We start from the raw sequence: 13283 nt of genomic DNA, 5'->3' as shown, positions 1-13283 counted from the left end.
ACGACTCCGTGGTGGCACGCTGCAATGCTGTCCAGTCCGATCACGGCAAACCCACGACTGGCCGCTTCTCGGTGGTCCACTCGTACATCGACCCGTCGTACACGGCGACATTGGGGTTTTGCATGACCTCGTGCAGCACGAACCACGCCCCTGAGGCGAGATGGCCGGTGTTGCAATAGGTGATCGTCGACTTGTGCGTATTGACGCCAAGGTGCTTGAACACACCCTCGTAATCGGCGCGGCTGAGGAAATGCATGCTGCCGTCACGCTTCACCGCGCGCACCTCTGGTGGGAAGTCTTCGGCCCCCTTGATGTGGCCCGCGGCAAGCACAATCGGCTTGCGCTCCAGCCCGAGGTAAAACGCCAACGGGCGTGCATCGACCAACTGCTTGCCCTGCGCGGCAGCCTTGGCGGCGTCATTGCTGTCGGCAAACAGCTTGCGGTTCTCGGGCCCCGCCACCCAGTTGCCGGCAGCGGGCTTGGCGGCGTCGGTATTGACCGGGTACCCCGCTTCCAGCCACGCCGCGGTGCCGCCATCGAGGATCGCGAGGCTGTTGTCGCCATATACCTTCATCGACCAGTACACCCGCGCCGCCATGTCGAGGTCGCCCGCGGAGGTGCCGTCGGAAACGATCACGGTGGGCCGTCCGTTCTGCACGCCCACGCCGCGCAGCAAGGCCTGGAAATCCGCCTGCGTCGGCAACATCCACTTGATCTCGCGCCCATCGATCACGCGCGACGTGCGCACCTTGCTGAAATCGAGCAACAGCGCGCCGGGAACATGTCCACCAAAACCGGCAAGCGTCTTCTTGCCGCTTTCGGTCGTGAACGTCGGCGCCTTGGTGAACGATGCCAGATCGTCACGCACATCAAGCACGTTGACTTCAGCGAGGTGCTGCTGCAGCCACGCCGGCGTCACCAGCGGGCCTGGTACGCCCAAGCCGAACGCCACACTCGACACCATGGCTGCGACGATGGCCAACAACACACCGGCAAAAAAACGCTTCATGTCATCCTCCTGGTGGACACCTTCACGACGACGCGGCATCAATCGCCGCCACTTGGTCAGTCAGGGAAACCTTGCAGCAACTCAACACATACATGCGGCGATCCTCGAACACGCCCTCGCCTCCGTGCGCGGCAACACGCCGGTCGCGACGCGCAAGCAGCAGACGGATCTGCGGCGCAAACAACACCAGCAGGTCGTGCAGCCAGCGTTCGAGACGATCCGACGCATCGGGCCGTGCCGCCACGAGGCGCGCGAACTTCGCCGTCATCGCCTGCGCGTCCTGCCATGTCTCGGCCGTCACCCAGCGATTGGTGGTGAACAACCGCAAGGGCAGACCACGCGCATCGACGCCAATGCCGACGAGATGCGAGAAACCCGACACGCGCTTGCCACGCACGCGAGGCAAGTCCGTGAACACATGAAAATGGCCGTGCTCCCCGGGCGTGCCACGATCATGCGAGTGGTAGTAGAAAAACCATCCGCCCGCGCGCAATGCCTGCCCTTCGGCCGCGGCGTACTGCTGCCACGCCTGGGGAACTTTCGGACCCAGCGCCTCGCCGAGCGGCGTGACGCCGCGGGCCACGCAATCGTCCAGCAAACTGATCAGGTCGCGCGCAGTTCGCCGCGTGGAGCGCAACCGAGGTGCCCCGCCAGCCAGCAACCCGCTTTGGAGCGCCGAGCGCGACACCCGCAAGTGCGCGCGGTCGGTGCGGACGCTGGTCGTCATGTGCTTCACCTGCTCTGCCCCTGTAGCGCGCACGGATTGATCATCTTCGGCCTCCGCGATGCTCAGGGCTTGACCTCTGCCTTGGGCGCGCACGGGTTGGCCGCCGCCTTCGGTGCGCACGGATTGGCCGTTGCCGACTTCGCCGCGGCAGTGCTGCTGGAAACCGCGGCTTGCGGCGCGGTATGGTTCGACGACGTCGGACTGCTGCATGCGGCCAGGCCACCCAGCGACAACAACGCCACGGACATCGCGGCGGCCAGCGGTACGGATTTCTGTTTCATGTCGGACTCCGTGGGCTCAATCAGCGCAACTGATCTGGTTGGAGGTCGCAATGCGACGGCTGAGCCAGCCCACCAGGACGGCACCGCCCACCAGCAACACCAGCACCAGCCAGTCAGGAATGTGCAGCAGCTGGCCCAGCGTCTGGCCCTGCGGGCCGGGTGCCGCGGTGAGGAAGGGCTCGATGTCGCCGAAAATGCCGGCGAACATCACGACGCCGACCACCAGCCCGACGAAAAACACGATGCCGTCGATGCGGCCCGCCGTCGCGCCCACCACCGAGGTGCCGGGGCAATAGCCGCCCACGGCCATGCCGGCGCCGATCAGAGCACCGCCCAGCAGGGTCGCCCACAGGAACGTGGTCGGCACGAACAGCTCGGACCATTTCACCAGCCCGAACATCTGCATCAGGTACAAGCCGCCGGCGGCGACGATGATCGCCGTGAACATCACGTTGAATACGGTCCAGTCCTTGAGGCGCAACTGCGCGCTCAGGCGACAGCCATTGCCGAGCCCTCCGCGTTGCAGCACGAACCCGAACAGGACGCCAAACACGATCCCCGAGAGCGGGGTCGTCCAGCCCAAAGGAAAAGTCATTGCCATAGCCTCCGCGTAGCCATCCCGACGATGATTCCGGTCAGGAAGAACCCGATCAGGAACACGAAGCCGGCCGTAGCCAGTACCGCCCCGCCCGACAAGCCAAGGCCGCTGGTGCACCCAGCCGATACGCGCGCACCAAAGCCCGACAGGATGCCGCCAGCCAGCGCCAGCGCCAGACGCCCCAAGGTGCGTGCCCGCGGCGGTCCCTCGACACGCAAGCGCAGGCGGCCTGACCACCAGGCAGCGAGCAGGGCACCGATGCCCATGCCGAGCACTTCCCACACGATCCAGGAATTCAGCGGATTGTTGCCACCCGCCACCATTGGGCCCAGATAGCCATTGACCGTGGTAGCCGCTGGCGCGATGGCCTTGGAGGCGACCGCCGCAAGGTCGGTCGGTGCACCGGAGGCGCCGAGGCCGTGGCCCGTCGCCAGAAACGTCACCATCAACACCAGGCCGAGCGCCACCCCGGCAACATGTGCTTTCCAGATCGGCCGCGTCTTCATCACCAGCATCACGATGCACCTCCCATAGAGGAACGGATACCCCGGACGGTATGTGTTGCGCACCCTAATCGCGTCGCGTTACCGAATGCACGCTGTGGTGCAACAAGTCCGGCAATTGCGCGCTTCGCCGCCCGCGGCACGATGGTACGGGGCGTCTCGCGAGCCCACACGCGCGGCCTGCATGCACCCCTGGGCATGACCTGTACCATACGGCGTATGGTATGCACGGTTGCCGCCGCGGCCGGCAACCGATGCCGACAGGGGAGCTCCACCATCATCTAGGGCGCGACGCCAGCACACGCCCGCTGCGGCTGACGATTGCCTGGCGAGACGACACGCCGCCGTTGGTTCGCATCCCACGAGGAGACCAGGACATGACCCACGAAATCGATCGCCGACACTTCCTGAAGATGAGCAGCACGGTGTTGGCGGCAGCACCCGCCGTGCTCGCAACCGGACCCGCGGCACTCGCCGCCGGTGCAGCGCAACCCGCGAGCGACAAGCAAGGGGCGCCATTCGTTTCCACGCACCGCATGCTCGACTTGCCGAAGGCCAGGGGGCCACGCCTGGTGATCATCGGCGGCGGCACCTCCGGCCTCACCATCGCCAAGTACGCGAAGAAGGCCTACCCGAAGTTCGATGTGGTGCTGGTCGAGAAGCGCTGCATGTATTCGTCGTGCTTCGCCAGCAACCTGTGGTACCCGGGCATCATCGATCTCGAGTTCCTGGCCGACCACAGCTTCCTCGACGCAGCCCACAACAGCGACTACATCTACGTCAACGCGACCTGCATCGGGCTGGACCGTGCCAGCCGCACCGTCGCCACCAACGAAGGCGACATCAAGTACGACTTCCTCGTCATCGCGCCCGGCATCTCCTACGACTACGACAAGATCGGCGTGCATGACATCGACACCAAGGTCGCGCTGCGGCAGACCTACCCCGGCGGTTTCATCTGCCCGACCGAGCACGTCACCATCCATCGCAAGGTGCGCCAATTCGAGGGCGGCGTGTTCATCCAGACCGTGCCCAGCGGCAACTACCGCTGCCTGCCCGCGCCGTACGAGCGCGCCTGCCTGATCGCCTCGGTCATCAAGCACAACAAGCTCAAGGGCAAGGTCGTGGTGCTGGACGCCAACCCCGAGATCACGATCAAGGCGCCGGGCTTCCACGCCGCCTTCGACGAGCTGTACAAGGGCATCATCGAGTGGCACCCGACCTCGGCGGTCACCGGCGTGGACGTCGCCCAACGCACCGTCCACACCGAGTTCGACAGCTACAAGTTCGACGATGCGGCGATCTATCCCAACATCCGCGCGGCCACGCTGATCGAGGAACTGGGACTGATGGCGCCGCCCACCAAGAGCAACCAGAAGGAAGCGAACATCGACATCCGCTTCTACAACCTGATCGGCGACGAACACGTGTACGTGACCGGCGACTCGCGGCCGATGCCGTACTCCAAGAGCGGCAACACCTCCAACAGCGAAGGCCACTACGTGGCCAAGGTGCTGGCGGCGCGCGCGCAGGGCAAGGACATCACGTGGACCTCGCCGCAGACGTTGTGCTACTCGATGGTCGACGCCTTCCCGAAGCAGGCGATCTGGGTCGACACCTACTACGGCTACGACGCCACGAAGGATGCGATCACCGGCTTCAAGGACACCAAGGTCGACAACACGCGCAGCGAGGCCAACGGCGCCACCTATCTGGAATGGGCACACGGGCTGTATCGCGACATGTTCAAGGCCTGAATGACGAGGCCGGTCGGGCCGCGCAAGCGACCCAGCCGGAACCCATTCCCATGGATCGCAGATCATTCGTCAAGACGTGCGCAGGTACCGCCATCGCGGCCGCGTGCTGGCGCGGCCACCCCGCACTCGCCGCCGCCATGGCCGACCATCCACCGGCACGCCTGGTCAACGCCGATGGCAGCCCGCTCAAGGCAGCCGACGTCACGACCACCGAAGCGCTGGTGTTTGCCTATCCCTACCGCGGCATCCCGTGCTTCCTCATCAACCTCGGCGGGCGCGCCGCGCATCCGACCGCCCTCGCTTCACCGGAAGACGGCGATTACACCAGCCCGGCGGGCGCGGGGCCGCATGCCAACCTCGTCGCCTGCGTTGCCATCTGCATGCACCAGCTGAGCTACCCGACACCCGACTACAGCGCGATCCGCTACGCGGCCTCGGGCAGCCCGCTCACCGATGCGCCCGGCCTCATCGTGTGCTGCACACACGGCAGCGTGTACGACCCGGCCACCGGTGCTGCGCGGGTGGCCGGGCCGGCGCCGAATGCGCTGCTGCCGGCGCGACTGGCATGGGACGCTGAAAGCGATGGCCTGATCGCCACCGGCTGCGTCGGCGACAAGTTCTTCGCGCGTTTCTTCGACGCGTACAAGTCGGATCTGATCGACCGCTTCGGGCCGGGCGGCTATCGCCAGCCGGTGGGCGAGACCGCCGTGGCCATCCCGCTCAGCCGATATTCCGCCGCGGTGTCCACCTGCTGACGGTCCGACCACGGCGCCGGCGGGCCAACGCGCCGGCGGCTGGAAACCGTACTTCGCATAGATCGCACGTGCCTGCGCGCCCGCCATGAACTTCACGAAATCACGCGCAGCCTCGGCGTGTGGGGCCGCCTTCATCACCGCCGCGGTGTAGGTGGCAGTGCTGTTTTGCGCGGCCGGGATCGTCACCGTTTCCACCGGATGGTGCTGGATCTGCTGCTGGAACCATGCCTCGGTCGACCACACCGGCGCGGCGTCGGCTTCGCCCTGCAGGATGCGCAGCGGCGACTGGCGATGATGGATGCGAGTGAGGAACGTACTGCCGGCCGCGACCTTGGTCTGCATGACCGCCGTGACCAGCGCCTCGTCGCCCGCCTTGCGGTAGCTTGCCTCGATCTGGCGCGCGATGCCTTCCCATTTGGGGTCAGGCATGCTTGACCCGTACGTCCGCGCGACCAAGGTCAGCGAGCCCGCGCACGTGTTTCGGATTGCCGGCCGGCACCAGAATCGCCAGCCCGTTGCGGGTATCGTCGAGCGTGTCGGTGAACCAGTCGTGCTCGTCCTGCAGGCGCGCAATCGCGCCCTTGCCGGCCGTGTGGACGTCGGGCTGCAATTCGATCTTCAGGTTGCCCCTCACCAGCGAGCCGGTCTGGATCTGCTGCGCAAGGATCCCGGGCGGCAGCGTTTCCACGTAGATGCGCTGGTACTGCGGATACGCTTGCCGGAATGCCGCCACCAGATCGTGCACCACCATGAACCGGTTGCCGGCGAAGAGCACCACCCGCTGAAGATTGACGATATCGCCATGCAGGTCGGCAATCGCGTCCACCGGTGGCACCTGGAAATGCACGCCGCCTTCGGGCGGCAGGTTCCACGGCGGCAGATAATCCGCGGTCGACGAAACGGGTGCGGCGACGGCCGCCGCGGCCAGCAGCAGCGGTCACGCGCAGCACGCTGCAACTATCCGCCAATATAGGACATCTCGATTTTCTTGCGCGCCGCGATTTCCGGCGTCGCCTCGGTGCGCAATTCCGAATAGCGATCACGGCGCCTGCCCCACACCCCGGCGATCTTGTCCATGACCACCTCGTCGTCGGCGCCGCCGCGCAGCAGGTCGCGCAGGCTCGCGCCCCCGCCGGCAAACAGGCAGGTGTACAGCACGCCTTCCGCCGACAGCCGTGCACGCGTGCACCCGCCGCAGAACGGTTGGGTCACCGAGGCAATCACGCCGACCTCGCCCGCACCATCCTTGTAGCGCCAGCGATTGGCCACTTCGCCGGGATAGTTCGCCGGCACGCGTTCCAGCGGCCAGCGCGCATCGACGCGCGCGATCACTTCGGCCGACGGCACCACGTCCTGCATGCGCCAGCCGTTGGTGGTGCCGACATCCATGAATTCGATGAAGCGCAGGACGCAGCCACTACCACGGAAATGCTCCGCCATCGCCTCGATGCACGCATCGTTGGCGCCGCGCTTGAGCACCATGTTGATCTTGACCGGCGCAAACCCGGCCGCGACCGCGTTGTCGATGGCATCCAGCACCTTGCGCACCGGGAACCCGACCCCGTTCATCGCCTTGAACGTCGCGTCGTCGAGCGCATCAAGGCTGATGGTGATGCGCTGCAGCCCTGCGGCCTTCAGCTGGCGCGCCTTGTCCGCCGTCAACAGCGAACCGTTGGTGGTCAGGCTGATGTCGGCAATGCCGGGAATCGGCGCGAGCAACGCAACCAGCCGCTCGATCTCCTTGCGCACCAGCGGTTCACCGCCGGTCAGGCGCAGCTTGGTGACGCCCAGTGCCGCGAACAGACGCGCGAGCCGAGCGATCTCCTCGAAGCTCAGCAGGCTGGCGCGCGGCAGGAACGCGTGGTCAGCGCCGAAGAGCTCCTTCGGCATGCAGTAGGTGCAACGGAAGTTGCAGCGGTCGGTCACCGAGATGCGCAGGTCGCGCATCAATCGTCCCAGTGTGTCTCGCGTTTCCACGCCTCACCCCATCTCGTCCGGCCAGAATACCCATTAGGGTATGTCATCAAACCCCACCCGCACCTGATCTGGAGCAGCCGGCGCAAACCACCGCGCCGTCCGGATTCACCCACTACCGGGCAGCGATGGCACCAGCAGGCTACTCACCGCGACCGCTGCCGGTAATTCCCCGCCGATTGGCGGACGCCAGAAGTGGAATTTTCTCGTAGTCTTTCCCGAGGAGGTTCCATCCGGAAATCGCGATTCACCGACAGCCAGATCCTGGCCGTGCTCAAGCAAGCCGAGGTCGGCACGCCCGTGCCGCAGCTGTGCCGCGAACATGGCATCAGCTCGGCGACGTTCTACAAATGACGCAGCAAGTTCGGCGGCATCACACCGATACAGGAACTGGCGCTCGCTGCCTGGCTCCACTTTTACTGTCAACTAAAAGTGGGGGATTGCTTTCGCGTGTTGGAAGCGAAATCGACGCAAGTCGATGATTTGATGGTGCGCCCGGCGGGATTCGAACCCACGACCCCTGCCTTCGGAGGGCAGTACTCTATCCAGCTGAGCTACGGGCGCATGCAAGGCCGCGCGGCAGGCCGGCCGGAGGCCGCTGTCGCGGGGAGCGCAGTATAGCGGAGTTGCCGATGGCGGTGGATGGCTCCCGCCCGTCCGCGCGGAACGGGACGGGAGCGCCGGGCCTCAGCGTGCCTTGAGCAGCTCGCCCAGGGTGTCGGGCTTGCTGTTGTCGCGGACCAGGTGCGGGTACTTCAGGCCATCGTGGTAGTCGATGCGCACGGTCTGGTACTGGTCGAAGTTCTTCACTAGCAACTCGACCGGCTGGCTCTTGTCCTTCGCGGCGGCGGTGACGGCGTCCTTCAGCGCGTCGGCGTCGTAGTCGTGGCTGTTGACCGCGACCACCGTCATGCCGGGCGAGATGCCGGCCCTGAACGCGGGGCCGTCCCACAGCACGTCGGCGATGTCGCCGCCCTTGCCGATCGAGAGGCCGAGCGAGTAGGTGAGGTCGGCGGAGTGCCGGCGCGCCTCGATCGCCTTCACCGCGGCGGACGGCTTGTCGGTGTAGACCAGCTTCCAGCCGTGGCCTTCGATGCCGCCGGTCAGCGGGCCGTGGCCGTCCAGGCGCGTGCGCAGGTAGCTGGCCCAGTCGAACGGCTGGATGTCATTGAGCGTCTTCACCACGTCCTCGAAGGTGTAGGTGTTGACGTCCCACTGGCCGTTGCCCATGCCGAAGAAGGCCTTGCCGAAATCGTCGATGGAATGCTTGCCGCGGCTCAGTTCGCGCAGCCTGGCGTCGACGTCGAGCCAGATCATCTGGCCGGCCGAGTAGTAGTCCTCGCTGCCCTGGTAGTTGCGGTACGGCAGCGGCGCGCGCTGGGCGATGATCGGATCGTTGGTGGTGTCCTGCACATTGCGCCAGCTGGCCAGGCCGGGCCGGCCGCGGTCGTAGGTGGCGGCGACGAAGGCGAGCATGTCGCGCGTCTGCTCGGCGCTCCACAGGCCCGAGCGCGCCGCCATCACCTGGCCCCAGAACTGGGTCTGGCCCTCGTACACCCACAGCAGCGAGTCTTCCATCTGCACGTTGAAGTTCGGCGTGGTGAGGTCGGCGCCGCGGCGGTACTTGCCGTCCCATGAATGGTTGAACTCGTGCGGCAGCAGGTCGCGGCTCAGTGCGTTCTTGTCCCACTCGGTGAAGTAGCCGGGGCCCACGCCGTTCTCGCTGGAGCGATGGTGCTCCAGGCCGTTGCCGCTCATCTTGTCGCTGAGCGAGAGCAGGAAGTCGTAGTGGTCGTAGTGGTGCGCGCCGTACAGCTTGTACATCTGCTGCACCAGGTTCTGGTGCAGCTTCAGCTGTTGCGGGGTGATCTCCAGATACTTCGGGGCGTCGGCCACGATGTTGAGGTGCACCGGCGCCTTCGCGCCCGGGTCCAGGTCGACGCGCTTGAAGTACTTGCCGGCGTAGATCGGCGAGTCGACCAGGTCGTTGTACGCGAGCGGCTTGAAGTGCACCGTGTCGCCCTCGCGCGAGGCCACTTCCAGCGCGCTGCCGAACTGCCAGCCGGCGGGAAAGGTCACGCTGGCCTCGGTCATGATGCGCTTGGCGAAGTAGCCGGCCGGGTACACCGTGTTGGCGTTCCACTGCAGGTTCAGCATTTCCGGCGTCATCACCACGCGACCCTGGCGGGTGCTCTGCGGCGACAGGAACTGGAACGACACCTCGACGCTGCTGGCGCCTGCGGGCACCTCGACGTGGAGGGCATAGACGTTCAGCGTGTCACGCTTCCACGGCAGGGTCTTGCCGTTGGCGGTCACCACCAGGCCGGCCAGCTTGTCGATCGGGCCGCTGGGCGAGTGGTGCCCCGGCAGCCACTGCGGGTACAGCAGGGTCAGCGGCCCCGGCTGCGCAGGAATCGTCTCGTGCACGCGGAAGATCCGGCGCGCCACGTCGGTGGCGTCCACCTTGATCTTCAAGGTGCCCTGGTAGGGCACATCCTGCGGCGCCGGGACATCGGCAAGGGCGGCGAAACTGGCCAGGCCGAGGGCGGTGGCGGCGAGGGCGATGGTGAGGCGGTTGACTTTCAAAGTGGTCTCCGGTGAAAAAAGGCGTGCGCCGGACCGGCGGCGGGAGGCCGCCCGGACGAGCCCAGAAGTTGCCGCGGCAGGCATTCGAGCGGTCGATGCTAGACCGGCGGCGGCGGGCTTCACCCCTGCCGAAGGTCACGAACTTGGCTCGCGCATGAATCCGCAGCGGCCGCGGGCCGCGGCCTGGCATCCATCTTGCTCAGTCTGGAGCAAAGGCTCCCGGCCTCCCTTCCGGCAGAACCCGCATGCACGCCTTGTTCAAGCATCTGCGACAGGTCCGCGACGGCGGGCAACGCCGCGAGTACAGCCGTTATCTGGCGCAGCGGATGGGGCCGATGATCCATGCCCTGATGCTGGTGGGCGCGCTGGCCTACCTGGTGGCGGTGATCGCCGGCACCCTGGTGCGCCATTCGCCGTTGCCGCTGTGGCTGCGTCTTGCTCCGCTGCCGCTGCTGTTGCTGATTGCCGCCTCGACGCGGCGGGTGCGCCAGCCCGGCCTGCTCAGCACGCTGACCCTGCTGTGCGTCGCGCTGCTGGAGATCGGCATCAACCTCAACGGCGCGGACGACCTGCACCGGCAGTCGGTGGTGCTGCCCGGGCTGCTGTTGCCGGTGGCGTCCTCGGTGATCTGGCTGGGCCGCTGGGACTTCATCGCCGCCATGCTGTTGTGCGCGTTGGGGCCGCTGCCGATGCTGCTGTCCGGCAACATCGACAGCGCGCTGGTGTTCCAGTACCTGGTCTACATGGCGATCGCGATCGTGCTGTCGACGGTGCTGCGGGCATTCATGGCGCGCACCCTGTTCGAGCAGTTCCGCCTGGAACGCCAGCTGCGCGAGCAGGCCAACACCGATGGCCTCACCGGCCTGCTGGTGCGCAACCGTTTCCTGGAGCTGGCGCGCTCCGCGCTGGCCGAGTTGCACCGGCAACGGCAGCCGGCCTGCATGCTGTTCGTCGATGCCGACCGCTTCAAGCAGCTCAACGACCAGTACGGCCACGCCGCCGGCGACGCGGCGCTGGTCGCGCTGGCCGCGACGCTGCGTAGGCAGACCCGCGCGGGCGACCTGATCGGCCGCATCGGCGGCGAGGAGTTCGCGATGCTGCTGCCCGGCAACAGCCTGGAACAGGGGTGCCGGCGCGCCGAGCAGCTGCGCCTGTCGATGCACGAGATCCGGCGCCCCGACGGCCCGCTCACCACCAGCATCGGCGTCGCCTGTTCGCAGCGCTGCCGCGACGACATCCAGACCCTGCTGGCGCGTGCCGACCAGGCCATGCGCCAGGCCAAGAACACTGGACGCGACCGCGTGGTGTGCAGCCCCGACGACTGCTGAAAGCCGCTGGCGCTACGCCCGCCCGCGCTGCGCCATCTTGCTGTGCCGGATGCCGTAGGCGAAGTAGATCACGCAGCCCAGCGCCATCCAGAGGATGAAGCGCTCGTAGGTGATCCACGGCAGACCGTAGATCAGCGCGATGGAGAATGCGATGCCCAGCGGCGCGGTGAACCACACTGCCGGGGTCCTGAAGTTGCGCTGCAGGTCCGGCCGGCGCACGCGCAGCAGCATGATGGAGGCGCAGATGATGATGAAAGCGCTGAGCGTGCCGATGTTGACCAGCTCGGCCACCTCGCCGATCGGCAGCAGGCCGGCCACCAGCGCGGTGAACAGGCCCAGGATCATCGTCGGCCGCGCCGGCGTGCCGAAGCGCGGGCTGACTTTCGCGAACCACGCCGGCAGCAGGCCGTCGCGGGCCAGCGCGAACCAGATCCGCGCCGCGCCCAGCATGAACGCGAACAGCACGCTGGTGACGCCGATCACCGCGGCCGCCGCGATGGCGACGCTGAGCCAGTGCAGGCCGATCTGCTCGAACGCGTCGGACACCGAGGCCTCGCCACCGAGGTTGCTGTAGTGGGTGATGCCGGTGAGTACCAGCGACACCGCCAGGTACAGCACCATCGCGATCGCCAGCGACAGCAGCACCGCGCGCGGCAGGTCGCGCTGCGGGTGCTTCGATTCCTCCGCCGCGGTGGTCAGCGTGTCGTAGCCGAACACCGCAAAGAACACCACGCTGGCGCCGGTCAGCACGCCGGCCCAGCCGAAGTGGCCGATGCCGGTGGCGGCATCGACCACCCGCGGCGGCACGAACGGGTGCCAGTTCGCCGTGTCGATGTAGAACACGCCCACGCCGACCACCAGCAACACGCCGATTACCTTGATCGCCACCACCGCGGTGTTGAAGCGCGCGCCCCACTCGGTGCGTACGGTCAGCAGCACCGCGACCGCCAGCGACACGCCGGCAGCGATCACGTTGAAGCGATGGCCGTCGCTGAGCCCGGCGATCGCCGTGGAGCCGTGCAGGCCGAACAGCCGCTGCAGGTAGTACTCCATCGTCTGCGCGCTCATGCTCTGCTGCGCCCACTCCGGCAGGTGCACGCCGGCCGAGGCCAGGAGCACCTGCACGTAGCCGGACCAGCCGATCGCCACCACCGCGACCACCAGCGCGTACTCCAGCAGCAGATCCCAGCCGATGATCCACGCGGCGAACTCGCCCAGCACCGCGTAGCCGTAGGTGTAGGCGCTGCCGGTGACCGGGATCAGCCCGGCGAACTCGGCGTAGCACAGCGCGGCGCAGGCGCTGCCGACGCCGGCGATGAGGAAGCTGATCGCCACCGCAGGGCCGGCGTTCATCGCCGCCTGCTGCCCGGCGAGCACGAAGATGCCGACGCCGATGATGCCGCCGATGCCGATCGCGGTGAGCTGCCACAAGCCCAGCACGCGGCGGAAGTCGCCGCGCGTGCCGGCCTCCGCCTGCAATTGCTCGACCGTCTTGTGGCGCACCAGCTTGCCGAGGAATCCCATCGCCTGCCCCTGAGTCAAACAAGCGGCGATCATAACGAATGCGCACGCAGGCACCCAGCGCGGTGCAGCACGGTTGCCGCCGGATCGTCGTGGTGGCGCAATGAATGATGGAGGTCCGCGCGAACCCGGTAGGGCGGGCACTGCCCCCGCCTTGTCAAAACAAACGCCGGCGGGCGGTGCCCGCCCTACCTCGATGAGGCGGTTGTGGGTTCGGACGCGTGGGTTGGGGTGAGCGCAGCGA

General features: G+C 66.9%; 12 protein-coding genes, 1 tRNA gene and 2 pseudogenes. 4 read left to right on the top strand and 11 right to left on the bottom strand.

Translation table 11 applies throughout. The annotated features are described in order from the left end of the window. Positions 1 to 40 precede the first annotated feature (40 nt). The 5 genes from UUA_RS16525 to UUA_RS16505 form a co-directional block, all read right to left on the bottom strand. Positions 41 to 1009, bottom strand: coding sequence for a sulfurtransferase (locus tag UUA_RS16525; protein WP_008438945.1), 969 nt, complete (start codon positions 1007 to 1009; stop codon positions 41 to 43). 22 nt (positions 1010 to 1031) lie between these two features. Beyond that, positions 1032 to 1736 (bottom strand): DUF6969 family protein, encoded by a 705-nt coding sequence (locus tag UUA_RS16520; protein ID WP_008438944.1) that lies wholly within the window; start codon positions 1734 to 1736, stop codon positions 1032 to 1034. Between the two features lie 62 nt (positions 1737 to 1798). Then, on the bottom strand, positions 1799 to 2017 hold the full coding sequence (locus tag UUA_RS16515) for a hypothetical protein (RefSeq protein ID WP_008438943.1): 219 nt from the start codon (positions 2015 to 2017) through the stop codon (positions 1799 to 1801). A gap of 16 nt (positions 2018 to 2033) precedes the next feature. Then, entirely contained in the window at positions 2034 to 2612 is a 579-nt protein-coding gene (locus UUA_RS16510; RefSeq protein WP_039954326.1) for a YeeE/YedE thiosulfate transporter family protein, read from the bottom strand. Further along, positions 2609 to 3130 carry a YeeE/YedE thiosulfate transporter family protein gene (locus tag UUA_RS16505; protein ID WP_008438941.1) on the bottom strand — a complete coding sequence of 174 codons (522 nt, stop codon included), beginning with the start codon at positions 3128 to 3130 and terminating at the stop codon, positions 2609 to 2611. Before UUA_RS16505 ends, UUA_RS16510 begins: the two co-directional genes overlap by 4 nt. A gap of 365 nt (positions 3131 to 3495) precedes the next feature. Between UUA_RS16505 and UUA_RS16500 the strand changes: the two genes are divergently transcribed. Together UUA_RS16500 and UUA_RS20105 are read left to right on the top strand one after the other, a co-directional pair. Then, complete coding sequence (locus UUA_RS16500; RefSeq protein WP_008438939.1) at positions 3496 to 4875, top strand: FAD-dependent oxidoreductase; 1380 nt, start codon at positions 3496 to 3498, stop codon at positions 4873 to 4875. A 50-nt stretch (positions 4876 to 4925) separates the two neighbouring features. Beyond that, positions 4926 to 5630: a Rieske (2Fe-2S) protein gene (locus UUA_RS20105; protein ID WP_008438938.1), complete on the top strand. Its 705-nt coding sequence runs from the start codon at positions 4926 to 4928 to the stop codon at positions 5628 to 5630. A gap of 99 nt (positions 5631 to 5729) precedes the next feature. Here UUA_RS20105 and UUA_RS20255 read toward each other — a convergent pair. From UUA_RS20255 to moaA, 3 genes and pseudogenes are all read right to left on the bottom strand, one after another. Next, positions 5730 to 6059 (bottom strand): annotated as a pseudogene (locus UUA_RS20255) (substrate-binding domain-containing protein); the annotation flags it as partial. Next, complete coding sequence (locus UUA_RS20250) at positions 6052 to 6456, bottom strand: substrate-binding domain-containing protein (RefSeq protein WP_268793801.1); 405 nt, start codon at positions 6454 to 6456, stop codon at positions 6052 to 6054. The gene UUA_RS20250 and the pseudogene UUA_RS20255, both read right to left, overlap by 8 nt. A gap of 131 nt (positions 6457 to 6587) precedes the next feature. Next, positions 6588 to 7607: a GTP 3',8-cyclase MoaA gene (gene moaA / locus UUA_RS16485; protein ID WP_274378158.1), complete on the bottom strand. Its 1020-nt coding sequence runs from the start codon at positions 7605 to 7607 to the stop codon at positions 6588 to 6590. A 228-nt stretch (positions 7608 to 7835) separates the two neighbouring features. Between moaA and UUA_RS16480 the strand changes: the two are divergent. Further along, positions 7836 to 7955: pseudogene (locus UUA_RS16480) on the top strand (transposase); the annotation flags it as partial. 136 nt (positions 7956 to 8091) lie between these two features. On the opposite strand, the gene UUA_RS16475 reads toward UUA_RS16480, so the two are convergent. Both UUA_RS16475 and UUA_RS16470 read right to left on the bottom strand, forming a co-directional pair. Then, positions 8092 to 8168 (bottom strand) — tRNA-Arg (locus UUA_RS16475). 123 nt (positions 8169 to 8291) lie between these two features. After that, positions 8292 to 10190 (bottom strand): M61 family metallopeptidase, encoded by a 1899-nt coding sequence (locus tag UUA_RS16470; protein WP_008438932.1) that lies wholly within the window; start codon positions 10188 to 10190, stop codon positions 8292 to 8294. Between the two features lie 245 nt (positions 10191 to 10435). Here UUA_RS16470 and UUA_RS16465 point away from each other — a divergent pair, with 245 nt between their 5' ends. After that, positions 10436 to 11518: a GGDEF domain-containing protein gene (locus tag UUA_RS16465; RefSeq protein ID WP_008438930.1), complete on the top strand. Its 1083-nt coding sequence runs from the start codon at positions 10436 to 10438 to the stop codon at positions 11516 to 11518. Between the two features lie 12 nt (positions 11519 to 11530). On the opposite strand, the gene UUA_RS16460 is transcribed toward UUA_RS16465, so the two are convergent. Next, positions 11531 to 13042, bottom strand: a complete 1512-nt coding sequence (locus UUA_RS16460) for an amino acid permease (protein WP_008438929.1) — start codon at positions 13040 to 13042, stop codon at positions 11531 to 11533. Positions 13043 to 13283: the final 241 nt, after the last annotated feature.

Source organism: Rhodanobacter thiooxydans LCS2, from assembly GCF_000264375.1.
In the GTDB taxonomy this organism is placed as follows: Bacteria; Pseudomonadota; Gammaproteobacteria; order Xanthomonadales; family Rhodanobacteraceae; genus Rhodanobacter; species Rhodanobacter thiooxydans.
This window is presented reverse-complemented; position numbering and strand designations above follow the sequence as displayed.

Coding starts and splice junctions, on each gene's coding strand:
- UUA_RS20105 (WP_008438938.1), top strand. CDS start 4,926: ATGGATCGCAGATCATTCGTCAAGACGTGCGCAGGTACCGCCATCGCG.
- UUA_RS16515 (WP_008438943.1), bottom strand. CDS start 2,017: ATGAAACAGAAATCCGTACCGCTGGCCGCCGCGATGTCCGTGGCGTTG.
- UUA_RS16505 (WP_008438941.1), bottom strand. CDS start 3,130: ATGCTGGTGATGAAGACGCGGCCGATCTGGAAAGCACATGTTGCCGGG.
- UUA_RS16465 (WP_008438930.1), top strand. CDS start 10,436: ATGCACGCCTTGTTCAAGCATCTGCGACAGGTCCGCGACGGCGGGCAA.
- UUA_RS16500 (WP_008438939.1), top strand. CDS start 3,496: ATGACCCACGAAATCGATCGCCGACACTTCCTGAAGATGAGCAGCACG.
- UUA_RS16510 (WP_039954326.1), bottom strand. CDS start 2,612: ATGACTTTTCCTTTGGGCTGGACGACCCCGCTCTCGGGGATCGTGTTT.
- UUA_RS16460 (WP_008438929.1), bottom strand. CDS start 13,042: ATGGGATTCCTCGGCAAGCTGGTGCGCCACAAGACGGTCGAGCAATTG.
- UUA_RS16520 (WP_008438944.1), bottom strand. CDS start 1,736: ATGACGACCAGCGTCCGCACCGACCGCGCGCACTTGCGGGTGTCGCGC.
- UUA_RS16525 (WP_008438945.1), bottom strand. CDS start 1,009: ATGAAGCGTTTTTTTGCCGGTGTGTTGTTGGCCATCGTCGCAGCCATG.